Raw genomic sequence first — 26,448 nt, forward strand, 5'->3', positions numbered from 1 at the left:
GTTGGATAGCCGCATGGTGAGACGTAAGAAGGAGAAGAAGAAGCGGCCCGACTGGGGCATTCCGAAGGGGATCGTTCTGTTGGTGACGCCAGAGGGCTGGCGCCACAGCATCCTCACCATGGAAGGCGGCATGCTCTGTGGGCGCCTGGACATTCCAATCAACACTGACCCACAAGACGCGCGGGCCGCCGCAGCCCGGATGGTGACGGAACTCGCGCACGACTTTCACGACGCCAATGTCGAGGTGAGCTGGGATCCGCCCCAGGACCCCTGGTCATGGACCGCTCAAGTCGCCCTTGTCGCCGGGGACGCACCTGCTTCGTCGGACACCGAAGGTTAAACGGCAAGTTCACTGCCTGTTTCTGAACCCCAGAGCAGCAGGTCAATCAGCCATTGCCCGGAATGCGAAGTTTGGGGAAATGTTCGTCGAACGGTCACCGTGACCGTTCGACGAACGGAACTGCTGGGGTGTGTGGGACGCGCGGGGCGGTCTTCGGGGAGACCTTCATCCGGAGGTCGGCGAACGCGGTCGGTGGACCGACTCAGCCTTGATCGTTCTCAAGTTGCCCAGCAGCAACTTGGCTCTTGACTCGCCTGGTGCCAGGCTATCGACCCCGCAGAGTGCGAGGGCTCAGAAATAGGCACTCAGCAGTACGTCCGGGCCTTCTTGACTGCGGGTTCAGCCTGCTGGGGGTCGGAGGTCACGTTGAGCAGCTGCTGCGCCTCCCTCAGGGCGTCGGCGAGGGGCTGGAACTTGGCGTCCGCCAGGGCAGCCGCCCTGGCCAGTTCCTCGGCGCCGACGAGGCGCGCCACCACGATGTCGAAGGCCTGCCCGCCGTCGGTGCCCGGCATCCGTTCCGGCAGTCGGCTCACGGCCGCACAGGCCAACTCGGCGTCGGTGCCCTGGACCTTGCCGGACGCCGCCCCGGACTGGCAGGCCGTCAGAGCCATCAACAGACCGACCGCGGCCACAGCACTCGTCGGACGCCTCATCAGTTCCCCCGCTCGAAGACTTTCGGCCATCCTCGGGGGCTTCGCTTAGGGGGCATAGTCCAATCCCGGCCAGCTTGCACGGCTACCGACCCCGCAGAATCCGAGAGTTCAGCAACAGGCACCGTAAGCCCGTGTGGGGGCGCTGGGCGCGGCGAGGGAATTGCCGTCAGGTGCTGGCGTTGCCGTGGTTGTCGATCAGGGGAACGAGGACCCGGACCCGTTCGTGAAAGTCGCCGACCCCCGTGGCCGGTACGCCGGCCAGGACCTGGTCGAGGCGGGCGAGGCGGGCGCGTGATGTTGAGCGGAGCCGGGCAGCGGGGACGCGGGCGAGGACATCCAGGGCCCGCTGAGCGGCGTCCGCGGGCTGGGTGGGCGCCTCGGCCTGCGCGAGGACCAGGGTGGCCGCGGCCCAGCCGGGGGTGGCCACGGCAGTGGCCGCGATGGACGTTTCGGCGGCAGAGCGTGCGCGGTTGTGGTGGCCGAGGGCGATGGCGGACTCGGCCTGGTGGAGGGTGTACTCGGCGGCGTCGAATCCGAACCGGCCCGGGGCGAACCCTGCGGGGTCGGCTTCGAGTTCGCGGGCGGCCGCGGCGAGCGCCGTGTCGGCTTCCTGCTCCCGGCCGAGACCGGCGAGGGAGGTCAGCTGCGCCCATGCGTGTGCCTGGGCTTTCGGCAGGCCGGCGGGGGAGTGGGCGACGGCCCGCTCGGCGTATGCCAGGGCGTTTTCGTAGCGGTTCTCGGCGCGGGCGACCATGCTCTGCGCGCCCAGGGCCCAGGCGGTCAGGCGTGCGTCGTCGGTGCGGGTGCGGGTGCGGGTGCGGGTGCCGTAGGCGGTGGCGGTGGCGAGGTGGGCGCGGGCGCCGGTGTGGTCGTCGAGGTGGAAGGCCAGGTTGCCCATCAGGGCCGAGAGCCAGCCGACGTTGCGGTGAAGTCCGCCCGCGACCTGCTCGTGGACGTGGCCGGTGACCAGGCAGTCGGTGAGCAGGCCGCGGGCGGCCCGATGAACGACCCCGACAAGGGCCGCTGCACGCGCCTGACCATCAGCAAGGCGTACGCCACCCACCCCCCGTGAGGCCCCGGCACGCCGTCACCCGGAACCCTGCCAAGGGGGAGGGTCCGGGTACGGCGCTCAGCCACACGGTGGGGCTGTCCCTGCGTCATGGCCCCGGTCGGTCGTGGGTGCGGTGGGTGTCGAGGACGAGGAGCCATTGGTCGTCGTGGGTTTCGACGGTGAGGCCGGCGGCGAGGGCGAGGATGAATGCGTGCCGCAGGCCGGGGAGGTTCGCCTGGACGGGCCGGGTCCGCCGTGCTCCCCGTTGACGATGGGCCGGAGCTCCCCCTTGACGACGCGCTCACTGGCTACGCACGGCCCGGCGCCCGGGCCTGTGGGGAGTGCGCCGCCGCCGAGGTCCTCGACCGCCTCTAGCCGGCGCCGGTCCGGATACCGTGCGGCCGGTCTGTGGGAGGGCTCAAGTGTGGATGCGGCTGTTGGTGCCGTCGTGGTGGTCGGCGGTCTCGTCGTCGAACCAGTAGTCGCCGGCGGCGAGGTAGCGGAAGGAGTGGCTGCTGTGTGCGGGCAGGGCCACGTTCGCGGCGCGGGTGCCGTCGCCTCGGGGTTCGAGGGGGTGGGCGGCGGGGTTCCAGTGGTTGAAGTCCCCGACCACGCTGACCGGCCCCTCGGGGGTGTTCTCGGGCAGGACGAAGGTGACCTGGGTCTTGCCCTTGAGCTGCTTGCGTTCCAGCACAGGTGATCTCCAGCTGTAGTAGGTCACGGGGCCTGTGCATCCTCGCCCCCCGCCTGTGTCAGGCGGCGGGCCTACCGGGCGGCGCGCCGTGTACAGGTCACCCAGGGGAGGGACCGACGGGCCGAGGTCGCCTCGGGTCCGTGGCGGGGCCCGGCCGGGGTGGCTTCCACCGGCCGGGCCCCGCCGTGTATGGACCTCTCGTCGCTCTGTCACCGTGCCACGGCCGACCCCGGGCCGCCCGGTATGGGGTCCGTGTGGGGGACCGCGGTCGGGTGCCGCCCCAGGTCAGCTGTCGGCGATTGGGAAGAGCGCGTCGGCGCCACTCATCTCCAGCAGGCGCCGGAACTGGGGCTGCGGGTTGCGCAGGCTGATCCGCCGGCCGTGCTCTGCCGCGGTCGGCCGTGCGTTGACAAGGACGCTCAGGCCCGAGGAGTCGCAGAACGACAGGTCGGACAGGTCGACGACGATCTCGGCCGGGCCGCCCGGCTCAGTGATCGCCGCGTGCAGCGCGTGGCGCAACATCGGCGCCCGGTCGACGTCCATCTCGCCACCCACGTGTACGACACGGCGCTGAACATCATCGGTCACGCCCTGCTCTCCCTTCTCAAGATCTTCTACGCAGCCCATGATGAGGCAGCCGGGGTGGGGACGGGCACCAGCCCGGAAGCGGGGATGCGATCACCGGGGGGAGGCCGTGAGGTGGAAGTACGCGTTGTCGGCTGGAGGCGGTGGTGTTCATGGCGCGTCCTGTGTGGGCTGGAAATCTGTCGTTCGGGCTGGTCAGCCTGCCGGTCGGGCTCTACACGGCCACCGACAGCCACACGATCCATTTCCATCAGCTGCAGCGTGGAACCGCGGACCGGATCCGCAACCGGCGGGTGAACGAGCGGACCGGCGACGAGGTGGCCCTCTCCGACATCGTGAAGGGTTACGACGCGGGCGGCGAGTACGTGCTGGTGGAGCCGAAGGAGCTGGACGAGATCGCGCCGGGCCGCTCCCGTTCGCTGGAGATCGAAGGCTTCGTCGACCTGGCGGAGGTCGATCCGATCTTCTTCGACAAGACCTACTACCTCGGGCCGCGGGGCGCCGAGTACCGCAACGTCTACGGCCTCCTCGAACAGGCCCTCGCCAAGACCGGCAAGGCCGGTATCGCCACGTTCGTGATGCGCCAGCACGAGTACTTGGTCGCCCTCAAGGCCGAGAACGGCCTGCTTACCCTTCACACCCTGCACTGGGCCGACGAGATCAGAGACCCCGCCAAGGAGATCGACAACCTCCCCGGTAAGACGCAGGCCTCCGCCAAAGAGCTGACCATGGCCGAGCAGCTCATCGAAGCCCTGACCATGAAGTGGGACCCGGAGCAGTTCCACGACACCTTCCAGGAGAAGGTCGCCGCCATGATCGAGGCCAAGAAGGCCGGCGAGACCGTCGAGAGGGCCGAGGCCCCTGCGGAGCCGACCGGCGTGGTCGACCTCATGGAGGCGCTGCGCGCCAGCGTCGAGCGGGCCGGGAGCCCCAAAGCCATCGGCGGCAAGGCAACCGCCTCCGGAAAGGGCGTCGAGAAGAAGCAGGGCGCGAAGAAGCGGATCCGCTCCGCGCCCAAGGAAGACCTGAGCGGTCTGTCGAAGGCCGACCTGTACAGGAAGGCCGCCGCCGTCGACATCCCCGGCCGCTCGCACATGACCCGCGACGACCTCGTGAAGGCACTGTCCGCATCCCGCAAGTAAGCGACCCAGGGAGGCATCCAGGGTGGTGTTGCGACCGCCGGTGGAGCCGATGCTGGCGCAGGCCGTGGAGTCGGTGCCGGGTCCCGGCGTCCTGGGCGAACTGGCCTTCGAGCAGAAGTTCGACGGCTACCGGGCCCTGCTGTTCACTCCCACCGGATCGGGGGATGGGTTGCTGCTGCAGACCCGGCGCGGGTCGCTGATCCAGGACCATTTCCCCGACCTTGGCGCCGCCGCGGAGAGCCTGCCCGACGGCCTGGTCCTGGACGGGGAGCTCGTCGTCTGGAACCCGAAGGTGGGCGAGCTGTCCTTCGAGGGGCTGCAGCGCCGCACCGCTGCGGGCGGCCGCAGCGCGCGCCGGCTCGCCGGATCGCTGCCCGCGTTCTTCATCGCCTTCGACGTCCTGCAGCAGGACGGAAGCGAGCTGATCAACTACCCCTACCGGCAACGCCGCCTCCGGCTGGAAGCCCTCTTCGCCGAACACCACCTCTCGGCGCCCTGGACGCTCTGCCCCATGACAACCGACCTGCTCAAGGCGCAGCAGTGGCTGGAGTCCTGGACCGAGATCTCCGGAGTCGAGGGCATCGTGGTCAAAGCGATGAACCAGCCCTACCGGCCAGGACGCAGAGGCTGGTACAAACTGCGCAAGCGGAACACCGCCGAGGCGATCATCGGCGGGATCACCGGCACCCTGATCCGCCCCCAGCTCCTCCTCCTGGGCCGCCGCGACGTCTGCGGCGACCTCCGCTCGATCGGCCGCACGGCCCCCCTGCGCGCCGAGCTGGCGCGCCTGGTCGGGGGGAACCTGATCGCGGCCGATGCGGGGCATCCCTGGGAGGGCTGGCGGTTCGCGTCGGCGTGGGGCAGCCGGGACGTCCTGGATGTGACCCTCGTCCGCCCGGAACTGGTCGCGGAGATCAGCGCCGACACCGCCGTCGACCAAGGAGGCGTCTTCCGCCACCCGGCCCGCTTCAAGCGGCTGCGCCTGGACGTGACCGTGGAGGAGGTGCCGCTGTTCGGCGGCGGCCCGAGCACGGCCACCAGCTGAAAGCTCTGGGTGAGCACCTGCAGGAGGGGGGAGGTGAGGCAGGTGCCCACGCGCGACGGCCGGAGCCGCTCACCGAGCCGGCCGCCATCTCCAGCGTAAATACACCGCCCCTGCGGAGTCACACCTGATCGCGGCGGGGGCAGATCCGGAGTCCGACAGCGCGGTCCGTATGGCGTCCGGGACCCTGTTGACGCGCATGGGCCGAATGCCGACGATGCTGGTAGACGTGAAGCAGCCCCAGGTCAGGGGAGGCAGCCATGCCCGCGACCATGTACGAAGAACGCGCCTACAGCCCTGACGCGGCGGCCCTGGAAGTCGACGTGGCCCCTGGACCGCAGCCCGGGACCGTCAGTGTCTGTGTGCGCGGCGAGGTGACTTCGACAACGCCGCCACCCTGCGCACAGCCCTCCTGGCTGCCCTCGTCTCCCACCGCGGCAGCCTCCTGGTCGACCTGAGCCAGGTTCACCTTCTGTGACTGCGCCGGGCTCCACACCCTCCTGACCGCCCGAACAGCCTCCCGGCGAGCCGGCCGAAGCTTGCACATCACCGCTTCCGGCCGGCCCGTCGAGCGGCTCCTCCAGCTCACCGACACCCGGGATCTCCTCACCTGATGCCGTGCTTCGTCCCGAAAGCGAGTGATCTCCATGACCGGCCCCGCACCTCTCGCCGGAAGCCCCCAAGCCGCACCCCCCACCCCCGGCAGGCCGGTGAAAGAGGCGGTCGCGTGGGCGGTGGGCACCCTAAATCAACGGCGAAGTCGGAGGACATCAGGTACTCGCCCAGCGTCAGCTGCTGCATTCCGTCGACGGCCAGGTCCTCATTGAATCCGGCGTGGCCGGCGACTGCCTGGCCGGCCAGGACCAGGAGGAACGCACCCCCGAAAGCGAGGGTGAGGCTGTTGTCCCGCCAGAAACCCCGCCGAGGGTCCTTCTCCCGCTGTTTCACCGGTGCATCGCCCCGATTGCCATGAAGTAGCCCAGCCCGCCCACGATGACCACCAGACAGGCGACGAAGAGGCCCCGCATCTCAGCCGCCCTTCACAGCACACTGGTAGGGCTTGCCCGAAGCCGGTTCGCAGCCCGCCGCCACGATCTTCCAGCCGTCGTCGAACTGCGAAAGGAACAACGTGTCCCCCTCAAGACGCAGCAGCGCCTGCCGGCCGTACACCTGCGTGGTGCGCACCGGGTCCGCCACCGGAAGTTCTTCGTCGGCCAGGGCCGACCCGCACGGCTTGTCACTGTCCTGTTCGAGCTGCCGGCGGGTCTGCGGGGCCAGAAGCGCGCACGCCGCCACGTAGTCGGCCCGGGCGAGCGTCTCCTCGAAGCTGGTGGCTGCCCGGCGCGCGCCGTCCAGCCGCGGTTCGGGCGCCCCACACCCGCCCAGCACGACAACCGTCGTCGCCACGGTCAGGGCTACCAGGGCCGGTCGCCGACGCCTCGTTGGCCGAGTGGGCGGGGCCGGATCGGTAGGTGTCATTTGCTCGCCGCGCTCGGCACTGCGAGGGGGTCGCGCGGCGCTCTGCCCTTCTCCGCCTCCAGCTGGTCGCCGATCTCGGTGAGGCGGTTGCGGCCCATGGCCTTGCGGACGTCGGGGAACCACTCCTTCACTTCTTCTTCGACGTGGTGGCGGACATTCTCCGTGAGGACGCTCATCTTGGCCTTGAAGCGTTCATCGGCCGGGTAGAAGACCTGTTCCTCGATCCAGGCATGGACCGTGAGCTCCTCGATCACTGCGTCCGCGATGCTCCGCCGCTCGGCGAGATCGCCGTCCTCAGCCTTCTCGAACCTCTTGAACAGCTTCTCCACGGTCTTGTGGTCATCACGCAGCAGCACGATCGCGTCCATGCCGTCCCCTTCTGGCAGCGGTCCCGGACCTGGCGGCGGGCCAGGCGCAGTGATCTACGATCCCCGTGCAGGGCAGCGGGTTTAGCGACTTGGTCCACGACGCCACGGCAGACCGCCCGCCCGGTCTAAGCCGCCTACTGAGATGCGCAGGGATTCCGTGACGGGAGGTGTTCCTCGCCGGCCAAGTCCCGATACGGCGCCAGCGCCGACGTGCCAGCCAGGACCGCCCGGCGCGCACCGACGTTCTCCCCGACCGCGGTGCGCTCGATGACGGCCTCGACCCGCTCCCCGCAGCGCAGAACGCCGCCGCAGCCGGCTCAGGAGCGCCGTGGTGAGGGCGCCAGCCCCCGCCGACGTCGACCGGGAAGCCGTGACTCTGCCCGAGCACCGACATCAGCCAGCCGCGTCCACCGCTGCCCGCCGCCTCGGGGCATCGGTACAGAAGGCGAAGACGTCTGGATTGCGTCGGTCGGCCAGCTGTCCGTCATCTACTTCGCCAACCGCGTGCTGCGGCGCCTGTCCGTCCTGGACCTCGTCTGGCTCAGCCGGCCAGACGAGCAGCGGTTGCATGACGGGGCGCCCGCGCGTCGGCCCTGAGGCCTGTCATGTGGAGCAGGAAGCGGTGCTGCGGCGGGTACGAAGCCGGCGGGCACTCTTGACGGCGTAGACGCAGACCATGATCGCGACCCCGGTGGCCGCGATCCAGAACCAGGCCTCGGCCACCGTGAGACTCAGCACGAGCCCGCCCATGAGCACTAGCGTCCCGACAGTCTCCAGTACTTCGAGGCGGGCCCTGGAGCGCAGCGCGGGGTTGGGACCGCGCAGCCGGCGGACCATGGGGAGGAGACCACGGGCTTGCAGGACGGCGAGACCGACAGCGATCCAGATGTACCGGTCAGGTATGTCCACGGCGCGCACTGTACCGTCCGGCGGTGACCAGGATCTGAATGAGGGTGCCTGGGGCCGGTGTGTGCTTGGTCGTTGAAGGCCTGGCACGCACTCCGGCACCTGGAGAGCGGCCATGCCAGGCCAGCGGCACCGCAGGACCTCGCGGATGTGCCGCCGGGTGGCGTTCCTCGCACTTCATGGGGCGGGCTGCTGCCGTCGGGTCCGCTGCCCGGGGGCCGGTGGTCTGAGCGCCGGTGCCGGGGGCTTTGTCGGGCGGTCCCCGCGGTTCCCCGGCCGGGGAGGAGGCCGGGGTGCGGGGTGTCCGAGTGCCGTACGGATCCGGGCGGCAGCCTGTCGTGCGGGCGGGCCTGCCCCGTGACGCCGGGGGGAAGGGGCGTCACGGGGGCGGGGGCCCGCTCCGGAAGCCCACCCCCACGGCAAGGCCTCCGACATCAACGCGTCTGACCCGGCGCCTCCTCCCCAAACATCTTTCTTTGCAGCAGTTCTGATTGGGCGTCATGTTCTGCTGCTTCCCGGGCCGCCCGCTTGTCCGCTTCGTTGCTGGTCAGCGTGCGGAAGTGACTTTTGTTCCGGATGCCTTGGCGTCTGGGGCATCGCACGCTGGAGGGCATGGCGGACCGGACGGAAATCCTGATCCATCCCGTGTCGCCGCGGGGCGGGCGCAAGGTCACCGTGCACGCGCTCGGGGTGGACGTGGACCTCGGCAGGGCGTTCACACCCGGGGACGTGTCGGAGTTCCTGCGCCGGGCCGGCCTGGAAGACGTGGACCTGTCCGAGGACGGCCCGATCCGGTGGGAGGGCGGAGGCCCCGGGGTGTGGACTGGTGACATCTGACCCTCCGGCATCGGGCACGTGATGTTCCAGGGAGCTCTCCTGCCGGCGGGCGCTGCCGGGCTGTACCCGTCTCTCAGGTGTGCAGGCGGCTGTTGGGGCCTTCCCCGTCCTCGGCGCTGTCGTCGTTGAACCAGTAGTCCCCGGCCGCCAGGTAGCGGAAGGAGTGGGTGTTCTCGGAGGGCAGCTCGACGGTGACGGCCCGCTTCCCGTCCTCGCGCGGGGTGAGCGTGTGGACGCCGGGCTGCCAGTGGTTGAAGTCGCCGACCACGCTGACCGGCCCGTGCGGGTTGTCGGCGGGAAGGACGAAGGAGACCGCAGTTCGGTCCTTGCGCAGGGTGCGCTCCAGCATGGTGATCCGGCTCCTGACGGCGCGGGGACGGTTTGAGTGCATTCATCCTCGGCAGCCAGGCATCCTGACGCATCCGCACCGGCCACGGCTCACCTGTCCGCCACGGTATGTAGCCGAGATGGTGCGAGATGTGACTCTGCGTGGCAGCGTGGCCAAGGAAGTACCACCTCACGCACAAGGAGTCGCCGTCATGGGCGGTATGCAGGACAAGCGCCGGGAACCGGGCAAGGGCCGCGAAGAACAGCAGCGCCCCCAGCACCAGCAGCGGCCCGGTCAGGACCCGGTCCACCCCGAGCCCGGCACCCCCTCCCGCGGCCGGCGCCCGGAGGAGATGGAGCGGCGCCGCGAAGAGGACCTCCTCCGCGACGAGCACGACCAACGCGAGGACTTCTGACCCCAAGGCGGTACCCCACGCGCGCAGAGCCCGGCCAGGCGCCCGTAGTCACCCGGCCGGGCTCTGTCACGCCGCCGCCGGCCCCCGGTCAGGCGCTCCCGTCCCCGCGGTGCCGGCGGCAGGGCATGGGCGCGGCGGGGCAGGTACTCGGGGCCGCGCGTCCCGTCCCCGGCGCAGCACACAGGACGGATGAACGCGCCCGCCCCAGCGGGGTCTGCGCTGTCGGCAAGACGCAGTAGACCAGGGGGATGGTCAAGTCCGGCACGGGGATCAACGACGTCGCGTACGCCAGCACCGCAGCCCTCCACGGGGACCACGCCACGGCCCGCCGGTCTCTGCCCGCGCCATGTCCGACCCCTCAGGTCGGCGACCTCCGCCAAGCTCTCCGGCGGCTGAGACGCCGTGGCCGCGCCCCGGCCGGCCCGGTGGGGCGGGATGTCCCGGCGATGGGTGTCCGGGCAGGGCCGCATCGCCGGGAAGGCGCCACACGGGATGCGGGGGGAGGCGACCGGTGCGGCAGACAGGTAACGCCGCATCGCGACGGCGGTCACGCACAGGGTTGTTCGATGTTGACGCGGCCCACGCCCTCGGCTCGGGGGGCCGGGGGCGAGGGGGCTGGCGCACCTGGAGCAGTTCGGCTGCACCGGGCCGGCGGGCGTGGTGGGATCGGCGGGTGAAGGATCCCTTTGGATGTGACGCGCCGGCTGTTCTCGCCTGTTCGGGGAGGGCGGATCGTGCGGCGGCGCGCCGGGCTGTGGCTTCCCGCGCCGTAGACGCGGAAGATCTGGTGCTGCTGCTTGACATGCTCGGCCTGCTGCCCGGCGCCGGCCCCGAGCGACCACGCCCACCGGAGGGGGAGGCGGACCCCTGTCGGTGAGGCCGAGGACACGTTTCCCCCGCTCGGCCGGCAGAGCCGGCCGAGCGGGCGCGGTGCCCGGTGTCCGGGGCTCGTGTCAGACTTCGCCGCGCCAGGCGCCGGTCTCGCTGCCGCGGTCTTCGACGTATTCCTTGAACCGCTTCAGGTCGCCGGTGATGCGCCGCTTGACCAGGCCGAGCTTGTCGCCGATGTTCTCTGCGAAGCCGTCCGGGTCGTAGTCGAGCTGCAGCATCACCTTGGTCTTGTTGTCGGCGAGGTGGTGGAAGGTGACGACGCCCGCCTGCTTCACCTCGCCGCCCAGGGTGGTCCAGGCGACGCGTTCGTCGGGGATCTGCTCGGTGATCTCCGCCTCGAATTCCTTGGTCACCCCGCCGATCTTCGTCACCCAGTGCGTCATGGTGTCGGTGCGCTGTTCGATGCGCTCCACGCCTTCCATGAAGTGGGGGAACGACTCGAACTGCGTCCACTGGTTGTACGCGGTGCGTACGGGGACGTCGACCTCGACGGACTCTTCGACCTGAGACATCAGAGCGACCTTTCGTCTTCGCCGGCCGGCGGCGGGCCGACCGTATGCGGGGAGCCTTTCCCTGGACGCGCTCGTGCCCGCGCTCGGCCTTTTCATCACCCCCGAACAGGCGCACTCATCCCGAAGTCGGTGCGTACAGCGCCGGGCCATGCCGACACTTGCCCGTAGCCGCCCGTCTGCGGACCAGCCCCGGTACGCAGCTCGGGGGTCGGGGTCCGGTGCTGGGAAGGGCATCCCTGCGTCCACCGCATCACCTTCACCGCCGGGACACAGCGGGTTCGTTCGCACCGGCCCCGTCGGCTTTACTGTCCGTCGCATGGATGATCACAGCGACGAGTTCCTGCTGCGCGTGCGTGCTGCGCTGGCCGAGGCCGGTTTCGAGCCCTCCGGCCCCGGCGGGGACGGCGTGCACCTGATCCGGCAAGCTCGTGGAGTGATGATCGGATGGTGGCCGGTGGAGATCACCCCCGCACCCGCCGTCCTCCCCCCGGACATCGACGATGCTGCAGAGCAACCTGCCCTGCGACACGCTTTCCGCCTCGCGGTAGCGGCCGCCCTGCGCGCGGCCGGGTCCGCGGTCGAGACGCGCGCGGACGACGGGCTCCTCGTCATTGACCCCGAGTACACCGGCAGGATGTAAAACGTCCGCAGCCACCACTTTTGGTGTGGGCCCGGAACGCGTTGCAGCCGCGATAGTGCCGCTGGGGTGTGCCCGCTGGTGCCTGGAAGTGTCGGTGCGGGTTGTGCCCGGCCCGCGTGCTGCTCGGGCTGGCGGCGTTCGTCAGGGTGCCGGGGGAGGGCTGCCGTGGGTGGGGACGATGGCGGTGATGGTTTTGCCGGTGCGGTGGAAGCGGATGAAGGTGCCGGGTGCGAGGGTTTTCACCACGCGCCATCCGAAGCCGCCGGGGGTGTGCGGTGAGGGCGGCCGCAGGTGCGGTGGGAGAGTCGAGCCGTCGGAGACCTTGATGGTGACCTGGCCGGCCCGGACGGTGATGTGGAAGCCGGTGACGCCGCCTGCGTGGCGGATGGCGTTGGAGACGAGTTCGCTGACCACCGTCAGCACGTCGGTGACCAGGGCTTCGGGCGCGTTGTGTTCGGCGAGGACATGGCGGGCGGTCTCCCGGGCCTGCGCGCAGTTCATCTTCGCCGGGAGACCTGTGCGGACTGACCGTGGCCTCACACGCAGCGCCTGCCCCAGGCGCTGCCAGAGATTCCGTCTGCCCGCTGCGAGCGGTTCAGCCGGCACGGTGGGGGGTGTCGCGGATGTCGAACAGGGTCAGGGCGCCGGTCATCTCCATCATGCGCCGCAGTTGCGACGGGAGCGGGCCCTGGAGGGCGACGGGGCGGGTGTTACGGAGGCGTATGAGGGCGTTGAGGAAGCTGGAGTCGCCGAAGTCAACCTGCCGGACGTCCACGACAAGGAGGCTGGCCGGCACTGGCTGGACGTCGCAGGCGTCGATCAGCAGGCCGGTGGTGTCGAGGTCGAATTCGCCGGAGCAGACGACCACGCGCACACCGTCGGCCTCGGCCCTGACCGTCACCTGGGGTGTCTTCACGCGTCCTCCCGAAGATGCGAGCGGATGGGCACGCAGTGACGGTAATGGATGTCCCTCGCGCCCCGGTACCCGGCTTGAGGGGGCGGTTCAGGGTCCGGTGCGGAGGGTGGAGAGGTCGCGAGGTGCCGACGGCCGGTCCGTCCGCTTGCGCAAGGGCTCCTGCGGCGGACGGCCACTGGGCTTCGACGAGGAGCGGTACAAGTAGCGCAACACCGTCGAACAAGTCATCAAAGGCTCAAGCACGCCCGAGTGGTGGCTACGCGCAACGACATACGCGGCCACGTCTACCTCGGCAGGTCACCGCAGCCGCCCTCGTCATCCGGCTCCGCGCGTGATCGACCGGACAGGTCCTTAGGTCGTGTCCGCAAAGTCCCGCCTGCGCGGCGGCCCTCCGGGCGGCCGACGCTACTTTGCGGACACACCCTAGCCGTGCTCGGGGGCGTCATGGACGGTCAGCGCTCCGGCGAGGTCCAGGTCGGCGGCGGTGCCGTTCGCCCCGGCGCGGACGAGGAGCACCGCGCCGAGTGCGGTGCTCCAGAACGTCCTGGTCTCCACGCTGAGCGGTCGGCGGGTTGTCCAGCCGCGACTGTCGAGGAGCCGGCCCATGAAACGTTCGGACTGCCGGAACAGTAGCTGGAGGTGCCGGTCGACCACGAGCGCGAGTTCGGGTTTGGAGACTCCGGCGGCGAGTGCCTGCGCGACCGATGGAAGCGAAGGCATGGCCAGGACGGCACGGGCGATGTTGCGCCGGAACGCCGCCGGATCGGGGGCCTGGCGACCGATGCGCTCGATCCGTCGGGCGTCGTGCAGCAGGCCGAGGAAGGCGGCGTGCACCAGCAGCGAGTCCTTGGAGCCGAAGTAGTAGGTGACCTGGTTGGGGAAGGCCCCTGCCGCGTTCGCGATCTCCGCGACGCTCACCTCGGCCCCGGACCGCTCCTCGCAGAGCCGCGCAGTCGCCTCGATCAGCCGGCGTCTGGTCGCGCGACCGCGGTCTCGTGACCGGGCCGATTTTGATCCTGCTTCGGTTCGCTTGTTCTCCACCTCTTAATTGTATGTGATACAACAAGGCGTCGTTCGCTTGTATCGCATACAAGAAAGGTCCAAGGGAAGATGTACCGCACTGAAGTCGTCGTGACCGGACTCGGGGCGATCACCCCGCTCGGTGGAGACGTGAAGTCCACCTGGGACGCCCTGCTCGCGGGCCAGTCCGGCATCCGCGGCAGCGTTCTGCCAAGGCACGAGGGCACTGAACTTCCCGTCACCGTTGCGGGCACCATGGCGGCCGACCCCGCCGAGCGGCTGCTACCGGTGCAGGCCAGACGGCTCGACCGCTCGCAACAAGCAGCCCTCACCGCGGCGGCCGAAGCCTGGGCCGACGCCGGTGCCCCGGAGGTGGACGCGGACCGGCTCGCATCGGCCGTCGGCACGGGCATCGGTGGCGTCGGGACGCTGCTCAAACAGGACGACGCACTGGAGGCGTCCGGGATACGGCGCGTGTCACCGCGCACGGTTCCGATGCTCATGCCCAATGCGGCGGCAGCACTGATCAGCATCGAATACGGCGCGCGGGCCGGGGTCTACACGCCTGTCTCGGCGTGCTCCTCCGGCGCCGAGGCGATCGCCCTGGGCGCCAGGCTCATCCGCGCCGGCGAGGCGGACGTGGTCATCGCCGGCGGGACCGAAGCCGCCATCACCCCTGTCACCGTCGCCGGCTTCACCCAGGCACAGGCACTGTCGCGGCACACCGGCGACCCCGCCTCGGCATCACGGCCGTTCGCTGCGGACCGCAGCGGATTCGTCATCAGCGAAGGCGCGGCAGTCGTGGTGCTCGAAAGCGCCGAGCACGCCAGCGCCCGCGGCGCCCACGTCCACGCAGTGCTCGCCGGCGCCGGAATCGCCGCAGACGCCCACCACATCACCGCGCCCGCTCCCGACGGCTCCGGCCAGATCGCGGCCATGCACAAAGCCCTCGCGCAGGCCGGCTTGGCCCCCGAGCAGATCAGCCACATCAACGCCCATGCCACCGGAACCGAGGTCGGTGACGTCGCCGAGGCACGCGCGATCGGCAAGGTCTTCGGCCGCGCCACCGTGACAGCCCCCAAGGCGGCTCTCGGCCACCTCTTCGGCGCCGCCGGCGCCATCGAAGCCCTCATCGCCGTCCTCAGCGTGGAGCACGACGTCATCCCGCCGACCCGTAACCTCACCGTGGTCGGCGTCGGCGACGACATCGACCTTGATGTCGTCGCGGAGCGACGAGACGTCCCCCAAGAGGCCGTACTCAGCAACTCCTTCGGCTTCGGCGGCCAGAACGTCTCACTCATCGTCACCCACGCACGGCACCACCCGTCCCGAACCGCCTCGACCACACCCATGACCTGCCCCGTCCGGCCATCCGCCCTCTGACCCCCTCGGTAACCGGCACCGGGCCCCAAGGGAGCCCGCGTAGGGTTCCCCCTACGCGGGCTTTCTGGAGGCACGGGCCGCGGCCTCGCCCGTACCGGGCGCGGTCGCCACCACTTTGAGCGGCATACTGCGGGCACCGGGTTCGTTGCCGCGCCGCTGTGATGCAGATGCCGAGGCGTGAGACGTGCCGACCGGTGGTCGGGGTGTGGAGGTCATAGGCCATGTTCTGCTCTTTGGAGTGTGTTTCCGGCGGGAAGAAGCCGCCGGAACGAGCTGGCCTCGTCGCGTTCGGGTAGGCCACGCCTCCAGTAGGCCCGGTGCGCAATCCACTGCCTGCCACGAAAAGAAGTGACTTGACGAACTTCCGGCCCAACCGGCCCTTGGTCCTACCCGGGCCACCGCCGGATGTGATCAGTCGCTGGCTGAGGGCTTCTCGTTCTGACCGTGGGCGAAGATCGGTAAGAGCCTGGTCCCTTCACCGGCCGGCGGCCGGTGGTTGAGCCCGGCGCGCAAGCTCATCGTGGACGATCCGGCCGACAAGAGCGCCGCCCAAGACCACAACTCCGACGCCGACGAGCCAGGTCTGTATGACGAGGACCGTTCCGAACGGGCCATATGTGACGACGCTGGACGCGATCAGCGGCGAGAAGACGAGCCGGGAGAAGATCCGAAGTCCGAGCAGCCCGATCATGGTGGCCACGGCCCCGGGCAGGAGAGCCAGCCACCCGACCCGGCCACCCAGCAGCAGCCGCTGGGACCAGCAGAAGACCATGGTGCCGATCACGACCGTGACGAACCCCCGCGGAGGGGAGTCGCGCCACGGTGGCGTGATGGCCGACATGTAGAGGACGACGACCAGCATGCTCAGCCACAGGACGTGCCGCCATCGGGCCCACCAGCCTGCCGGAGGCAGGTCCCAGATCCTTTCGTAGCCGCTTTGCAGCACGGTGCCGAAGGACAGGCCGAACACGGCGAGCAGTGCCAAGCCGAACGCCGTTGTCGTCCGCCACGCCTCGCCGGGCAGGGCGAAGAGCCGGTCGATCTCGGCCCTGGCGGCCGGTGACGCAGGGGCAAGGCCCCGTAGCCAGCTCAGTAGCTTCTTCTCCGGGCGTACGACCGCTACGACCGGCAGTACGCGGACACATGCCTCGCTGCCAGCCCTTACCGGCACGACGCCGTCCGGGCAATGGTCGAAGACGGCGTGTTGACCGTTACCCCGGTGAGCGGCGGGTCGACGCTGCGCCTGGGCCCTGCCAAGGACGGCAGCATGCACCCGCTACGCCCGCTCGACCAGGCGACCCGGGCGGTGCTCGACGAACACGGGTGTTGACGCGGCTCGCACGACAGTCGGATGTCAGGACGGTGTGACGCTCTTGAAGGCGGAGGCCGCGCCAGCGATGCCGCTGCCGTAGGGGGCGCGGACCCGGTCAAGGGCGGATTCCAGGCGGTGGAGCTTGTCGTCGCGGTCGTCGAGGGTGAGTTGGTGGGTGGCCTGCGCGGCGGGGCGAAGTCGTTCGGCTCGCAGGCCGATTCCTCGGACGCGAGCGCGCTGGAGACCCAGGTCGGCCAAGAGCTGGCGGGCGGTGCTTGCCAGGGCGGGGGTGTGTGCGGTGGCCTCGGGAAGGGTTCGCGTGCGCGTCGTCTGGGTGCGGTCGGCGTACGTCACGGTGAGCGTGAGCGCCTGCGCGATTTCGGCAGCTTCGCGCAGGCGCGCGCCGAGGTCCTCGGCGAGGGCAAGTACGGTGCGCTGGTGCCGGTCGGTGTGGAGTTCGTCCTGGTCGAAGCGGTGGCTTGCGCTCAGGGACCGTGGAGCGGCGGCGGGAATGACGGGGCGCTCGTCCACGCCGCGGGCCAGGTCCTGGATCTGGCGGGCGGGGCACCGAGGATTCGTTGCAGGGTCTCGGGCTGGGTGTCAGCCAGGTCTCCGACAGTGGTGATGCCTTATCGGGCGAGCGTCCGGGCTGTCTTCGGTCCGACCCCTGGGAGAGCAGCGGCCTGCCGGGGGCGGAGGAAGGCGGCAATCTGGTCGGGGGTGTCGCCGACGATGGTGGCGGAGCCGGGTGGAGCAACGGCGGCGGCCATGGCAGCGATCGATCGCGTGGGACCTGCTCCCGCCGAGCTCTGCACGCCGTGGAGCGCTGGGAGTCGCAGGCGTACCACGGCGACCAGCCCGTCGACGTCGCGGTCCCAGTATTTCAACGAGCCGCTGACGTCCATGTAGGCGGACCAGTCAGCGGGGAGAGGTTCGATGGTCGGGCTGATGTCGCCGAGCACATCCAGCAGATGCGCGAACAGCTCTTCGCTGCGCTGCTCCACATGGAAGTGGATCCGGACGATGGCCCGCGTGCGGCGGACCGGCCGCGTGGTGCTCAACCTGCGCTCCCTTGACTGCGGTGGCCGAGACGTGTGAGGTCGGCGGCACGACTGCCGGCAGGCTCAAGATCCGCGTAGGGGTGGAGCCGGGCGCCGGCAGTGCCGTCCGGGATGGTCCGTGAAGGCGTTGAGTGGGCGGGTGTGGGGGCGGGGGTCTGGCCGAGGAGGTCGAGGACGGCCTGAGGGCCGTGGGTGGCGCGGGTGGTCGCGAGGAAGTCGAGGTCCCAGAGCATTTCGCCCACCATGGTGCGGCGGGGACCGCGGGCTTCGACGGTGCCGCGGACCGGGAGCAGTCCGCTGTGGAAAACGGTGTGGGCACACTGCTCGTGGGTGTCCTCGAAGAAGGCCAGATCGACGAGGCCCGATCCGTCTTCGAGGGTGGCGAAAATGATCCGTTTCCCGGACGGGATGGGAGGGGTCTGGGTGGAGGCCCGAACGCCGGCGACGAGGACTTTCGGTCCGGGGTGCATGGCTTTGAGGTGGGCAGCGTCCGTGGCCCCGATCTCGCGCAGGAGCCGGTGATGGTCCTCCATCAGGTGGCGGGAGACGTCGATCTTGAGGACCCCGAGCTCGGCCTCCAGACGTTCGCGGGTGGTCATCTCCTTCAGCCCTGCGGGGCCGGCGGTCACCAGGGTGGTGTCGATAGGGAGCTGGCCGGCGCCGGGTTTGGGGCGGGCGTGGCGGTGCAGCTCGGTTGCCTGCAGCAGCAAGTCCCGTCGTGACGCCTCACCCTTGAGAGGGTCCAGTGCGCCGACTGGGATCGGCCGCTCGACGGTCGCACTTACCGGCATGTTTCCCGCCCTCGAACGCGCTCTCGTCCTCACCAGCACCGGCCCGCTCGTGCTCCTCGACGGCTACCAGACCCCGGCCGCGATCCGCCGTATGGGCACCACCCGGCTGACTCGCTGGCTCCGCGCTCGGGGTGTCCGCAGTCCGGAGGAGCTCGCGGCGACGGCAGTCGGGGCCGCCGAACAGCAGCACACCGCAGTCCTCGGCGAGACGGTCATCGCCCAGCTGGTGCGGAGCCTTGCTGGAGACGTGCGGGTGCTGAACGACAAGGTCGCGGAGGTCGACCGGGTCATCGAGGACCGCTTCCGCGCCCACGACCTTGCGGAGATCATCACGAGTATGCCCGGCATCGGACCGCTCCTCGGCGCCGAGTTCCTCGCCGGAGTTGGCAGCGACCTCACCTTCTTCGGGACCCCGGACCGGCTGGCCGCGTTCGCCGGGCTTGCGCCGGCGCCGCACGACTCGGGGAAGAAGAGTGGCAACCTCCACCGGCCCCGCCACTATCACCGCGGCCTCCAGCGCGTCTTCTACATGTCCGCGCTAACCAGCGTCCGCTACGGCCCCAACTCCCGGGCCTTCTACGACCGCAAGCGAGCCGAGGGGAAGCGCCATACCCAGGCCGTGATCGCCCTCGCTCGCTGCTGCGTCAACGTCCTGTGGGCCCTGATCCGTGACCGGCGCCTTTACGACGTGGTAGCACCCGAGCCATCCAGCCAGCCGTTGTCACAGCGATGGGATTTGTCATTGCGGTCCCAGAAACTTGCTGGTCAGCACCGGATCCATAGTGGATGCTGCACGCGTGATCGAGCGAGAGACCGCGGTTCGTATCGTCGAGGACGAGCTGGACCGCGAGACCCAGAAGTGGGCGGATCGGGGCGTGGCCCCGATCCGCACGACAGTGCTGCAGGTCGAGGAACACGAGCTGGTCTGGAAGGTGTACTGGCAGTCCGAGGAATACGCGCGTACCCGGGATCCTGCCACGATGTTGATCGGCCACGGCCCCTACCTGGTCGACCGCATCGATGGCGGGCTGCACCAAATTGGAGTGGTCTCCGAGATTGAGGGAGCCTGGGAGGCTGACTACCGCGCTCGCATCCGCGGGCAGGCCGTCCGCACCCCTGTGGACGATCTACACGATGAGGTACGCGAAGCCGCCGCTCAGCGTGGGCGCATGCAAGCGGTACGCATCCTGCGCCAGAGACTGCCCATACTGTCCCCATCGCAGGCCCTTGAGTACGTGAGCGCGTTGCTGCACGCCGATGCCCCAGCCCACCTTGTGGCTGTCGCCGTTGAACAACTCATCGAGCCCATGAACACAGTGCTCGCCGTGAAGACCATCCGTCGGGGAAGGCTCGGCTAGTGGAAACGACTCAGGGCGATTGACTTCTCCATTGGGTAGCCAGTTAGGGGTCTAGGTGGCCGGTGTTGGTGTCGAAGTTGGCCCGCAGGGTAGTGGTTGCAGCACTTTCCGTGATGGCTTAGTACGGCGGGACCGCCCGCCAGAGGTGTGAGCTGGCGGCATGGCTTCCGCCTTCGCCCAGACCCGCTGTGGGACCGGTGTGGTCCCACAACTGCTCAGGAGGTCGAGAGCCGGGCGGCCGACCTCACCCGCACACTTCTTCAACGATGTCCGCCCCACCGTCCTCGCCATCTGTGCCGCATGGCCCGCCGCCGCCGAGGCCTTCCCCGGTTTTGAGCATGTGGACCTGATCGCCGCCCTCGCCGAGGCCGCCCTGCACCGCACCCCCGCCGAACGCCTCGGACCTCAGGGCAGCGGCTGGCTGGCCCGCTCCATAGATCACCCTCCCGCCGCCGCACGGCAAGGCGCTGCCCTGATGAGCCTCGTCGTGCAAGTGCTCGATGACACGGACGGCAAGACGGCGCTCGCTCGAATGCTGTCCCGGCTCCCGTCACGCAGGGCCTACCGCCTGAGGACGCTCACACCGCACTGCTCACCCGCCATGAACGCCGCGATCGGCGAGAGCCTCCGCCTTGGGCGTGAAGCCGCCGGACCGCCCGCTCTCTTCCCCCAGCCGCCCACCCATCAGGGTCGCCTCGATCCGCGTAGCATCCCAGCCCCTGCCGGACGCCTGGGCAGCGCCGCTGGACGAACTGGGTGGGCCCGCGCGACTCCTGCGGCGCGATGCCGTGATCCGCCTGGTCCAGATGGTCCGAGGCGGATCACGAACCGGAGCGGTCCGCTACCTCGGCATCCCGCCCGGGACCCTGGAGTCCACCGCTCTCCGGATCCGCACCTGGCAGAAGGAACCGGGCAACGCCGACGCGTACCAGACAGCACTCCGACAGATCGCCGAGATCGCCATCTACGGAGGTCGGAGCGGCGCGGCATCGGCTGATTAGAGGGGGCAAACCGAGGCTGCGGCGTCCAGCAGCTGGCTCGCGAGCTACGCCGCGAGGTCGCGGGTGAGTCGGTCCAGGAGCTACGGTTGATTTACAGGAGAACTCGGAATTCTGCCCCTCAATCGGGCAGAGTTACGCTCTCCGGCCGAAAGCGTTCTTAGCTCAGGAAGAGCTGTAAAGCTCAAGGAGGGTCAGAGCACCGTGCTCTTAACACGGAGGTCATCGGTTCGAATCCGATAGGACGCCGTCGGCGGGCTTCCTTCCGCGTTCGGCAACGAGGGAAGCCCAGCGACCTTCACACGAGGTGATCGCGGGTGTTCCTGGTGACACAATTCCCGATCGCCGACCTGCGCCCTCTGCTCGCCCGGGAGACCCGCCGACTCGATGTTCCGTGCTGGCCGCTGGTGCAGTCAGGCGAGTTCGTCAGGTCCACCGGGCCCGTACGCGCCCGGAAGGAGGGCGGACTGGTCCCGTGGCGCGGGGAGGGCGTCTTCTGTGACGCCGCCAGCGTATTCCGCTTTCCGCCGTGTTTCTCGGGGGTCACCCTTGTGCCCGGGGACGAGCGCACATCCGGTTTCGCGTGCGCCTACCGGCGTCTGATCGCGGACGGGTTCGTCAGCACCCGGTTCGAGCTGGCCGTCGTCGGCGGAAGGTCAGGAAGACGGGGGCGGGCGAGGCTGCCCAGCCAGGACTTCGTCGCACTCCTGATCAACTGGCTCGATCTTCCCGTCGCCATCACGTCCTGCGGTGAGGGAGATCGCCGCAGCAGTTGTCATCTCGGACAAGCCGGAAGGCCGCTCACGGCGCACATGCTCCGGGCGACCACCAGATTTCCCCCCGCCGTCGACCGTTCCTGGCTCCAGCCCGGCAGACCACTGCTGCTGGCCGAGTACTCGCAGAAGGAAGCCGAGCTACCGCCCGACGCCATGACCGTGGACCTGGGGCAGGACATCGGGGTGCGCCTGGCGCACTGTCGGATCAGCTGCCGCGGAACGCTGGTGGGCGTCTGGCTGCTCGAACGGACGAGCCCGAGTCCGGATAAGGACGCCTTGCGCCGCCTGCGGGTGCACCTGCTCCGTCTCCACACGGAGTACGAGTGCGTGCGACTCGTACTCCGCTTCCTCACGAGACAGGCACAGGACGGCAGGAATACCGAGGCGGTAGCGCGTTTCCTGAATCGAGGACTCGATCTGCTGTCTAGCCCGCAGAGGTATGGGTTCGACCAGAATCCGATCCTGGCTGCCGCATACGAGGCAGAGCAACTCGTGACCGCGGACGAATGGCAGACCGTATTGCACATGCTGAGCGAGAAACGGGCGCACGAGCTGGCCCGGATCGACAACGCCACGTACGGATGGGCCCGCTTGGAAAGCGACGCCGCCGCAGGTGGCGGTTCGCAGCCGGTCTACATCGCGGACCGGATCGTGGTGGCAGGGAAAGGCGGAACCGTGAACGAGTTCCATACACGCGCAGGCGGGGACATCCACGGCGTCATAGGCAGCGGAAACATCGTGACGAGCAGCTTCAATCGGATAGACAGCTCGAACCTGCCCGACGAAGCCAAGGTCTTGCTGAAGCAGCTCACGGAAGCCGTCGCACTGACGGCGAGCAGGCTGCCCGCCGAAGAGGCCGAGCAAGTGAGCAGGGACCTCACCGCCTTCCAGGACGAAGCGCTGTCCGGAACACCGCGCAGGAATGTGCTCCAGGTCTTCGGGCAGTCGCTCCAGAAGGCGGCCGACTTCGTCGGCGACGTCGGCGCCCCGATCGCGAACCTCGTCACCGCCGTGATCGGCTTGATCGCGTAAGTCCCGTCCCTGGGGCGGTGTCCGCCGCGGCGGGACGCGTTAGGTCTATTCGTCCAGTAAGTACCCAGGCGCGGCCGCCGTCCGCAGAGAACTCCTGCTTCCAGCGTGCCCGCCCTGGCGGCCGAGGGTCGAGAAGGTGATGGCAAGCTGATCTCGTCGATGTTGCCGGCACCGCGAGCAGTGGCTGGGGCTACCGCGACGTCGAGGCCCCACCGGACCCGGTCACCGGGCTGCCCGCGGCGAGGCGCGGGCAGCATTCCTTGCCGCGCACTCCGGTACGGCCCGCCGAACTCGGCCTGGGCGAGGCGCTCGCGACCGTCCAGCTCAAGTCTCGGGTCGCCCGCCCTTTGGCGGGGCTGCGCGAGCACTGAGCATTCCAGTTGTCCGTTGGGGCCAAGTAGCGTGCTCCTTACCTTGTTGGCGGGTTGATTCCGGTCCTTCGTACGATCGGGAGACCCGGGGGCCTGGCGTGCGCATCGCAGCCCTGGACGACCATGGACGGATCGCTCTGGTGGAGGAGAACGTCTACGTGTGTGGTCAGCGGCTGCTGATGTGCCCTGGTGGCGGATGCGAGCCCGGCGAGGATCCACGGGAGGCCGCGCGCCGAGAGCTGGCCGAGGAGGCTGGCATCCGCGCCGCAGAGATCGAGCTGCTGACGATGATGTGGCGGATGTCCGCTGGCGCGCGTACCCGTGAGCATCTGTACTGCGACAGCGGGCCGCCGCCGGGGACGGCGTCCGTCCACCAGCCGACGGCCGCGGCGACGGCTTCCGGACTACACCGGCCCCGGGCCCGGAGCAAGCCGGACGAGGAGGCGGGGACGCCGGTCCGTCACGGTGCGGCGGGGGTGTTGGCGGTGAACGGACACCGGGCTGCCCGGTGGTCTTCGGGCGGTGGGTCCGCAGCGGGCCGGTGGTCGCCGGGCCGGTCGCCGGGTGGGTGGGGACGGACCGAGACGTCGAGGGTGAGGTCGTGGGGCTGGAGGATGGTACGCGTGTGGAAGACGGGTGTCGTGCCGGGTGATCGGGTGACCTCGTAGTGGGGGGTGAGGGTTGCGGTGACGATGGTCATGGCGGTGGTGGCGAAGTGGGTTCCGAGGCAGTTGCGCGGCCCTCCGCCGAACGGCATGAACGCGTACTTGGGCAGCGGGTTGGCGGCGCGGTCGGTCCAGCGGTCCGGGTCGAACGTGGTGGGCCGGTGGTAGTGGCGGGGGTCGCGGTGGAGGACGAAGGGGCTGACGGCGACCTTCTGGCCGGGGCGCAGGGGGTAGCCGGCGAGTTCGGTGGGTTCCTCGATGGTCCGCTGGAGGAACCAGAGCGGGGGGTAGAGGCGCAGGGTCTCCTTCACGACGGCTTCGGTGACGGCCAGCCGGGGCACGTCGGCCGCGGTGGGGAGCGCGCCGGCGAGTTCCCGGTCGGCCTCGTCCCGTACCCGCCGACGGACTTCCGGGTGCCGGTCGAGGAGGAGGAGCAGCCAGGCGAGCGCGGCGGCGGTGGTCTCGTGGGCGGCGAAGAGGTTGGCGACGATGACGCTGGTCGCGCCCTCGTGGGTGAGGGCGCCTTCGTCGCACGCGGTGTTCAGGAGGTCCGCGACCACGGAGGGCGAGTCGTCCCGCCTCGTCGTACGCCGCCGGCGTATCAGGGAGGAGACTTCGTCGGCTAGGTCGCGCCCGGCGCGCTGGAGGCGGCGTCGGCGCAGCGCGTGCCAGCGGGCCGGCAGGGGCAGTGTGGGGGGCAGCAGCGCGTCCTGCAGGCGGGCCAAGAGGTCGGGGACGTCGCCGGTCTCGGGCCCGAGGCAGAACTCGGCGATCAGGTGGGCGGTGAGGTCTTCCAGTGCGGGGATCGCTACGATCCTGCCGCGTGCGTGCCAGGTGTCCGCGTGGCGGACGACGGTCGACGCGAGGCTGTCCCGGGCGGCGCGCATGCTGGTCCGGTTCAGGCCGCGTCCCGCCAGGCTGCGGGCCCGCATCCACAGGGCCAGGTCTTCGGAGCCGCGGCTTCCGTCGGTCGCCTCGCCCAGCAGGTCGCTGGAGATGCCGTAGGTGGTGTTGGTGTGCTTGAGGACCTCCTCAGCCAGGGCGGGCGAGTTCACGATGTACAGGTCGTCGTCGAAGCGGACCAGGTCGCCGTACTGCTGCTGGTCGAGGAGGAAACCGAGGTGGTCCCGCTCGAACGCGCGCCGGTTGCCGTACCGCCCGGCCCCCGAGGGGCCGGGCGGCACACGGGAAGACAGCATCTGCTACCGCGCCTGTACGTAGTAGTAGTAATACGCACTGGAGTGGTCCGACCCTCCGAGCGTGCTGCTGCGTTGCACCTTCGCCCCGGAGGGATCGTTGGCCAGGTGGGCGGAGCTCGACGCGGCCTGTGCCGATCCGGCGCTGAGGAGCGCGGCGACGGCGGAGGCGGCGATGAGGAGCGACTTGCGGAGGGGGATCAGGGCAGCCATGGCTGTCCTCCTTCGGGGTGGGATGGGCGGCGGTTCCGCCCGGTTCGTTGCCCTTATTAGTCCACCCGCGGCATCCGGGGGTCATGCCCCGGGAACGCGTGGCATGACCCCCGCGCCCGCGTCTGCCACAATGCGGGCTTTCGCGCGCCCCCGGCTCCGCCCGGCCGAGGCCGCCCCCACGCCCAGCGGAGCGGTTCAGCCCGAGGACGTGGTCGGGCGGCCCCGCCCGGCGGAGGACGTCCCGAAGGCGGGAGCGGCCGCGGCGCCGCCCGTCGTGGCGGGGCGCGCCGGGACTCCACCGGAGACCGGGATCCCGTTGCCCGCCGGGGTCGGTCCGGCGGTGGTGGCCGGCCGGGCCGCGCTGCGCCCGGTGCGGGGCGAGGTCCTCGCCCACGGTCACGCCGGGGACCAGGCTGCCGGCCCCCAGCAACCCACCGACTCCAGCCTGAAATTCTCAGTAATGGTGGAGTCGGATGTTGCAACTCTCGGAATAGATCCTGACGGCCAGATCGGTCTGGCCACTCATGACTGAGGACCGCTTCACCGCGGCACGTGCAAAGGCGGGCATCGCCCATTTCCCTCCCGCAGGGGCCGCCGCGGGTGCCGTGCGCAGGGCTTCGGCGATCAGCAGCTCGTTGTAGTAGTGATACCGGCATGAAAGGTGTGGAAGGGGCGAAGGGTGAGCGAGAACGTCTACTTCGACATCACCATCGCCGACAAGCCCGCAGGGCGGATCGTCTTCAAGCTGTTTGACGATGTCGTTCCCAGGACCGCCCGGAACTTCCGCGGGCTGGCCACCGGCCAGAACGGGTACGGCTACGCGGGTTCCGGCTTCCACCGGGTCATCCCCAACTTCATGCTCCAGGGCGGTGACTTCACCCACCACAACGGCACCGGCGGCAAGAGCATCTACGGGGTCCAGTTCAAGGACGAGTTCACGCTCAAGCACACCAAGCCTGGCCTCCTATCCATGGCGAACTCGGGCAAGAACGCCAACGGCTCGCAGTTCTTCATCACCACCGTCGTCACGAGCTGGCTGGACGACGCGCACGTCGCCTTCGGCGAGGTCGTCGAGGACATGACCGTTGTAAAGGCAATCGAGGCGTTGGGCTCACAGAGCGGCACGGTCAAGAAGCCAGTGAAGATCGCCGCGTCGGGCACGGCCTGATCAGATCGGCTGTTGGGGGAACCTCTCCATCGGCGCCCGCGCCCCCGCTCACCGTGCTACCTGGGCACAGTCAGTTCCCTACCTGCGATCTGGATTCGGAACAGGCAGTAGTTGGAGGGCGTCGCGCTGGCCTCAGGGCAGACGTTCGATTTCGATCTCTCCATGGCGCCTCCCGAAGTGGGGCTCTGGCACGACTTCCGTGAAACCACGCCGACCGGGCTCGTGCCCACCTCTGGATGAGCCGTGACCTGCCGGTTCACCAGGACTGCCGACCGCAGCCCCTGAGGCTCGCTTCGACTTCACGG

The 26,448-nt window shown here is 69.7% G+C and carries 30 protein-coding genes, 1 tRNA gene and 5 pseudogenes; 16 read left to right on the plus strand and 20 right to left on the minus strand.

Features of this window, described 5'->3' with window-relative positions; translation table 11 throughout:
- Window positions 1–13: 13 nt before the first annotated feature.
- Window positions 14–340, plus strand: a complete 327-nt coding sequence (locus IG86_RS0127775) for a hypothetical protein (protein WP_158718622.1) — start codon at window positions 14–16, stop codon at window positions 338–340.
- Window positions 341–645: 305 nt separating this feature from the next.
- On the opposite strand, the gene IG86_RS0127780 is transcribed toward IG86_RS0127775, so the two are convergent.
- Complete coding sequence (locus IG86_RS0127780) at window positions 646–951, minus strand: hypothetical protein (RefSeq protein WP_157854909.1); 306 nt, start codon at window positions 949–951, stop codon at window positions 646–648.
- A 208-nt stretch (window positions 952–1,159) separates the two neighbouring features.
- Window positions 1,160–1,891 carry a hypothetical protein gene (locus tag IG86_RS0127785; protein WP_051785450.1) on the minus strand — a complete coding sequence of 244 codons (732 nt, stop codon included), beginning with the start codon at window positions 1,889–1,891 and terminating at the stop codon, window positions 1,160–1,162.
- 27 nt (window positions 1,892–1,918) lie between these two features.
- On the opposite strand from IG86_RS0127785, the gene IG86_RS43165 reads away from it, so the two are divergent.
- Window positions 1,919–2,065: a hypothetical protein gene (locus tag IG86_RS43165; protein ID WP_157854910.1), complete on the plus strand. Its 147-nt coding sequence runs from the start codon at window positions 1,919–1,921 to the stop codon at window positions 2,063–2,065.
- 397 nt (window positions 2,066–2,462) lie between these two features.
- Here the strand turns inward: IG86_RS43165 and IG86_RS0127795 are convergent, their stop codons facing one another.
- Together IG86_RS0127795 and IG86_RS0127800 are read right to left on the minus strand one after the other, a co-directional pair.
- Window positions 2,463–2,765, minus strand: coding sequence for an isoamylase early set domain-containing protein (locus IG86_RS0127795; protein WP_234316260.1), 303 nt, complete (start codon window positions 2,763–2,765; stop codon window positions 2,463–2,465).
- Between the two features lie 258 nt (window positions 2,766–3,023).
- On the minus strand, window positions 3,024–3,326 hold the full coding sequence (locus IG86_RS0127800) for an STAS domain-containing protein (protein ID WP_045937141.1): 303 nt from the start codon (window positions 3,324–3,326) through the stop codon (window positions 3,024–3,026).
- Between the two features lie 149 nt (window positions 3,327–3,475).
- Between IG86_RS0127800 and ku the strand changes: the two genes are divergently transcribed.
- The 3 genes and pseudogenes from ku to IG86_RS45580 form a co-directional block, all read left to right on the plus strand.
- Window positions 3,476–4,465 (plus strand): non-homologous end joining protein Ku, encoded by a 990-nt coding sequence (ku, locus tag IG86_RS0127805; protein ID WP_030830693.1) that lies wholly within the window; start codon window positions 3,476–3,478, stop codon window positions 4,463–4,465.
- A 22-nt stretch (window positions 4,466–4,487) separates the two neighbouring features.
- Entirely contained in the window at window positions 4,488–5,510 is a 1,023-nt protein-coding gene (locus IG86_RS0127810; RefSeq protein WP_030900477.1) for an ATP-dependent DNA ligase, read from the plus strand.
- Between the two features lie 473 nt (window positions 5,511–5,983).
- Window positions 5,984–6,121 (plus strand): annotated as a pseudogene (locus IG86_RS45580) (STAS domain-containing protein); the annotation flags it as partial.
- Here the strand turns inward: IG86_RS45580 and IG86_RS45415 are convergent.
- The 5 genes and pseudogenes from IG86_RS45415 to IG86_RS0127840 all read right to left on the minus strand — a co-directional run bounded on the left by IG86_RS45415 (window position 6,114) and on the right by IG86_RS0127840 (window position 8,263).
- Complete coding sequence (locus IG86_RS45415; protein WP_051785451.1) at window positions 6,114–6,455, minus strand: DUF6766 family protein; 342 nt, start codon at window positions 6,453–6,455, stop codon at window positions 6,114–6,116. The pseudogene IG86_RS45580 and the gene IG86_RS45415 overlap by 8 nt on opposite strands.
- 81 nt (window positions 6,456–6,536) lie before the next feature.
- The gene (locus tag IG86_RS0127830; RefSeq protein WP_244306103.1) at window positions 6,537–6,914 is read right to left on the minus strand and encodes a hypothetical protein; all 378 of its coding nucleotides are present in this window, start codon (window positions 6,912–6,914) and stop codon (window positions 6,537–6,539) included.
- 68 nt (window positions 6,915–6,982) lie between these two features.
- Window positions 6,983–7,354 carry a hemerythrin domain-containing protein gene (locus tag IG86_RS0127835; protein WP_030830677.1) on the minus strand — a complete coding sequence of 124 codons (372 nt, stop codon included), beginning with the start codon at window positions 7,352–7,354 and terminating at the stop codon, window positions 6,983–6,985.
- Between the two features lie 155 nt (window positions 7,355–7,509).
- A pseudogene (locus IG86_RS44635) lies at window positions 7,510–7,784 on the minus strand (NAD(P)/FAD-dependent oxidoreductase); the annotation flags it as partial.
- Between the two features lie 173 nt (window positions 7,785–7,957).
- The gene (locus IG86_RS0127840; RefSeq protein WP_030900485.1) at window positions 7,958–8,263 is read right to left on the minus strand and encodes a hypothetical protein; all 306 of its coding nucleotides are present in this window, start codon (window positions 8,261–8,263) and stop codon (window positions 7,958–7,960) included.
- Window positions 8,264–8,872: 609 nt separating this feature from the next.
- Here IG86_RS0127840 and IG86_RS0127845 point away from each other — a divergent pair.
- Window positions 8,873–9,097 (plus strand): hypothetical protein, encoded by a 225-nt coding sequence (locus IG86_RS0127845; RefSeq protein WP_030830671.1) that lies wholly within the window; start codon window positions 8,873–8,875, stop codon window positions 9,095–9,097.
- A 73-nt stretch (window positions 9,098–9,170) separates the two neighbouring features.
- On the opposite strand, the gene IG86_RS0127850 is transcribed toward IG86_RS0127845, so the two are convergent.
- Window positions 9,171–9,446, minus strand: coding sequence for an isoamylase early set domain-containing protein (locus IG86_RS0127850; RefSeq protein WP_030900489.1), 276 nt, complete (start codon window positions 9,444–9,446; stop codon window positions 9,171–9,173).
- A gap of 190 nt (window positions 9,447–9,636) precedes the next feature.
- Here IG86_RS0127850 and IG86_RS0127855 point away from each other — a divergent pair, with 190 nt between their 5' ends.
- Window positions 9,637–9,840 (plus strand): hypothetical protein, encoded by a 204-nt coding sequence (locus IG86_RS0127855; RefSeq protein ID WP_030830665.1) that lies wholly within the window; start codon window positions 9,637–9,639, stop codon window positions 9,838–9,840.
- 953 nt (window positions 9,841–10,793) lie between these two features.
- Here IG86_RS0127855 and IG86_RS0127860 read toward each other — a convergent pair.
- Window positions 10,794–11,243 carry an SRPBCC family protein gene (locus IG86_RS0127860; protein ID WP_030900492.1) on the minus strand — a complete coding sequence of 150 codons (450 nt, stop codon included), beginning with the start codon at window positions 11,241–11,243 and terminating at the stop codon, window positions 10,794–10,796.
- A gap of 316 nt (window positions 11,244–11,559) precedes the next feature.
- Here IG86_RS0127860 and IG86_RS0127865 point away from each other — a divergent pair, with 316 nt between their 5' ends.
- On the plus strand, window positions 11,560–11,883 hold the full coding sequence (locus tag IG86_RS0127865; RefSeq protein WP_030830659.1) for a hypothetical protein: 324 nt from the start codon (window positions 11,560–11,562) through the stop codon (window positions 11,881–11,883).
- Between the two features lie 141 nt (window positions 11,884–12,024).
- Here IG86_RS0127865 and IG86_RS0127870 read toward each other — a convergent pair whose 3' ends face one another.
- The 3 genes from IG86_RS0127870 to IG86_RS0127880 form a co-directional block, all read right to left on the minus strand.
- Window positions 12,025–12,384, minus strand: a complete 360-nt coding sequence (locus tag IG86_RS0127870; protein ID WP_051785453.1) for an ATP-binding protein — start codon at window positions 12,382–12,384, stop codon at window positions 12,025–12,027.
- A 94-nt stretch (window positions 12,385–12,478) separates the two neighbouring features.
- Window positions 12,479–12,799, minus strand: a complete 321-nt coding sequence (locus tag IG86_RS0127875) for an STAS domain-containing protein (RefSeq protein ID WP_051785454.1) — start codon at window positions 12,797–12,799, stop codon at window positions 12,479–12,481.
- A 423-nt stretch (window positions 12,800–13,222) separates the two neighbouring features.
- Complete coding sequence (locus tag IG86_RS0127880) at window positions 13,223–13,840, minus strand: TetR/AcrR family transcriptional regulator C-terminal domain-containing protein (protein WP_030830649.1); 618 nt, start codon at window positions 13,838–13,840, stop codon at window positions 13,223–13,225.
- Between the two features lie 69 nt (window positions 13,841–13,909).
- Between IG86_RS0127880 and IG86_RS0127885 the strand changes: the two genes are divergently transcribed.
- Complete coding sequence (locus IG86_RS0127885) at window positions 13,910–15,202, plus strand: beta-ketoacyl-[acyl-carrier-protein] synthase family protein (protein WP_051785455.1); 1,293 nt, start codon at window positions 13,910–13,912, stop codon at window positions 15,200–15,202.
- 475 nt (window positions 15,203–15,677) lie between these two features.
- Here the strand turns inward: IG86_RS0127885 and IG86_RS0127890 are convergent, their stop codons facing one another.
- From IG86_RS0127890 to IG86_RS0127905, 4 genes and pseudogenes are all read right to left on the minus strand, one after another.
- Complete coding sequence (locus IG86_RS0127890; protein ID WP_385872070.1) at window positions 15,678–16,187, minus strand: ribonuclease BN; 510 nt, start codon at window positions 16,185–16,187, stop codon at window positions 15,678–15,680.
- A gap of 369 nt (window positions 16,188–16,556) precedes the next feature.
- The gene (locus IG86_RS44640; protein ID WP_234316266.1) at window positions 16,557–17,045 is read right to left on the minus strand and encodes a DinB/UmuC family translesion DNA polymerase; all 489 of its coding nucleotides are present in this window, start codon (window positions 17,043–17,045) and stop codon (window positions 16,557–16,559) included.
- A gap of 98 nt (window positions 17,046–17,143) precedes the next feature.
- Window positions 17,144–17,575, minus strand: a complete 432-nt coding sequence (locus IG86_RS44645; RefSeq protein ID WP_234316267.1) for a DNA polymerase Y subunit UmuC family protein — start codon at window positions 17,573–17,575, stop codon at window positions 17,144–17,146.
- Window positions 17,572–18,363, minus strand: a pseudogene (locus tag IG86_RS0127905) (DNA polymerase III subunit alpha); the annotation flags it as partial. The pseudogene IG86_RS0127905 and the gene IG86_RS44645, both read right to left, overlap by 4 nt.
- On the opposite strand from IG86_RS0127905, the pseudogene IG86_RS41585 reads away from it, so the two are divergent.
- From IG86_RS41585 to IG86_RS45585, 6 genes and pseudogenes are all read left to right on the plus strand, one after another.
- Window positions 18,356–19,066: pseudogene (locus tag IG86_RS41585) on the plus strand (transposase); the annotation flags it as partial. The pseudogenes IG86_RS0127905 and IG86_RS41585 overlap by 8 nt on opposite strands.
- Window positions 19,067–19,163: 97 nt before the next feature.
- On the plus strand, window positions 19,164–19,724 hold the full coding sequence (locus tag IG86_RS0127915; RefSeq protein WP_030900509.1) for a YrhB domain-containing protein: 561 nt from the start codon (window positions 19,164–19,166) through the stop codon (window positions 19,722–19,724).
- 788 nt (window positions 19,725–20,512) lie between these two features.
- A complete protein-coding gene (locus IG86_RS43170) occupies window positions 20,513–20,725 on the plus strand; it encodes a hypothetical protein (RefSeq protein WP_157854911.1) in 213 nt (70 codons plus the stop codon).
- A 151-nt stretch (window positions 20,726–20,876) separates the two neighbouring features.
- Window positions 20,877–20,971, plus strand: a tRNA-Lys gene (locus tag IG86_RS43175).
- Between the two features lie 68 nt (window positions 20,972–21,039).
- On the plus strand, window positions 21,040–22,530 hold the full coding sequence (locus tag IG86_RS0127930) for a hypothetical protein (protein ID WP_030830627.1): 1,491 nt from the start codon (window positions 21,040–21,042) through the stop codon (window positions 22,528–22,530).
- Between the two features lie 511 nt (window positions 22,531–23,041).
- Window positions 23,042–23,164, plus strand: a pseudogene (locus tag IG86_RS45585) (NUDIX domain-containing protein); the annotation flags it as partial.
- A gap of 197 nt (window positions 23,165–23,361) precedes the next feature.
- Here the strand turns inward: IG86_RS45585 and IG86_RS0127935 are convergent.
- Together IG86_RS0127935 and IG86_RS0127940 are read right to left on the minus strand one after the other, a co-directional pair.
- A complete protein-coding gene (locus tag IG86_RS0127935; protein ID WP_030900512.1) occupies window positions 23,362–24,765 on the minus strand; it encodes a cytochrome P450 in 1,404 nt (467 codons plus the stop codon).
- 3 nt (window positions 24,766–24,768) lie between these two features.
- On the minus strand, window positions 24,769–24,975 hold the full coding sequence (locus IG86_RS0127940; RefSeq protein ID WP_030711774.1) for a hypothetical protein: 207 nt from the start codon (window positions 24,973–24,975) through the stop codon (window positions 24,769–24,771).
- Between the two features lie 679 nt (window positions 24,976–25,654).
- Here IG86_RS0127940 and IG86_RS0127950 point away from each other — a divergent pair.
- The gene (locus IG86_RS0127950; protein WP_030830620.1) at window positions 25,655–26,143 is read left to right on the plus strand and encodes a peptidylprolyl isomerase; all 489 of its coding nucleotides are present in this window, start codon (window positions 25,655–25,657) and stop codon (window positions 26,141–26,143) included.
- Window positions 26,144–26,448: the final 305 nt, after the last annotated feature.

Origin of the sequence: Streptomyces virginiae, from assembly GCF_000720455.1 — a bacterium.
Taxonomy (GTDB): domain Bacteria; phylum Actinomycetota; class Actinomycetes; order Streptomycetales; family Streptomycetaceae; genus Streptomyces; species Streptomyces virginiae.

Bases quoted from the DNA above. Each gene is read 5' to 3' on its own strand.
- IG86_RS0127935 (WP_030900512.1), bottom strand. From the start codon at position 24,765: ATGCTGTCTTCCCGTGTGCCGCCCGGCCCCTCGGGGGCCGGGCGGTAC.
- IG86_RS0127850 (WP_030900489.1), bottom strand. From the start codon at position 9,446: ATGCTGGAGCGCACCCTGCGCAAGGACCGAACTGCGGTCTCCTTCGTC.
- IG86_RS0127780 (WP_157854909.1), bottom strand. From the start codon at position 951: ATGGCTCTGACGGCCTGCCAGTCCGGGGCGGCGTCCGGCAAGGTCCAG.
- IG86_RS0127870 (WP_051785453.1), bottom strand. From the start codon at position 12,384: ATGAACTGCGCGCAGGCCCGGGAGACCGCCCGCCATGTCCTCGCCGAA.
- IG86_RS0127845 (WP_030830671.1), top strand. From the start codon at position 8,873: ATGGCGGACCGGACGGAAATCCTGATCCATCCCGTGTCGCCGCGGGGC.
- IG86_RS0127855 (WP_030830665.1), top strand. From the start codon at position 9,637: ATGGGCGGTATGCAGGACAAGCGCCGGGAACCGGGCAAGGGCCGCGAA.
- IG86_RS0127785 (WP_051785450.1), bottom strand. From the start codon at position 1,891: ATGGGCAACCTGGCCTTCCACCTCGACGACCACACCGGCGCCCGCGCC.
- ku (WP_030830693.1), top strand. From the start codon at position 3,476: ATGGCGCGTCCTGTGTGGGCTGGAAATCTGTCGTTCGGGCTGGTCAGC.
- IG86_RS0127860 (WP_030900492.1), bottom strand. From the start codon at position 11,243: ATGTCTCAGGTCGAAGAGTCCGTCGAGGTCGACGTCCCCGTACGCACC.
- IG86_RS0127885 (WP_051785455.1), top strand. From the start codon at position 13,910: ATGTACCGCACTGAAGTCGTCGTGACCGGACTCGGGGCGATCACCCCG.
- IG86_RS0127940 (WP_030711774.1), bottom strand. From the start codon at position 24,975: ATGGCTGCCCTGATCCCCCTCCGCAAGTCGCTCCTCATCGCCGCCTCC.
- IG86_RS0127865 (WP_030830659.1), top strand. From the start codon at position 11,560: ATGGATGATCACAGCGACGAGTTCCTGCTGCGCGTGCGTGCTGCGCTG.
- IG86_RS0127775 (WP_158718622.1), top strand. From the start codon at position 14: ATGGTGAGACGTAAGAAGGAGAAGAAGAAGCGGCCCGACTGGGGCATT.
- IG86_RS0127835 (WP_030830677.1), bottom strand. From the start codon at position 7,354: ATGGACGCGATCGTGCTGCTGCGTGATGACCACAAGACCGTGGAGAAG.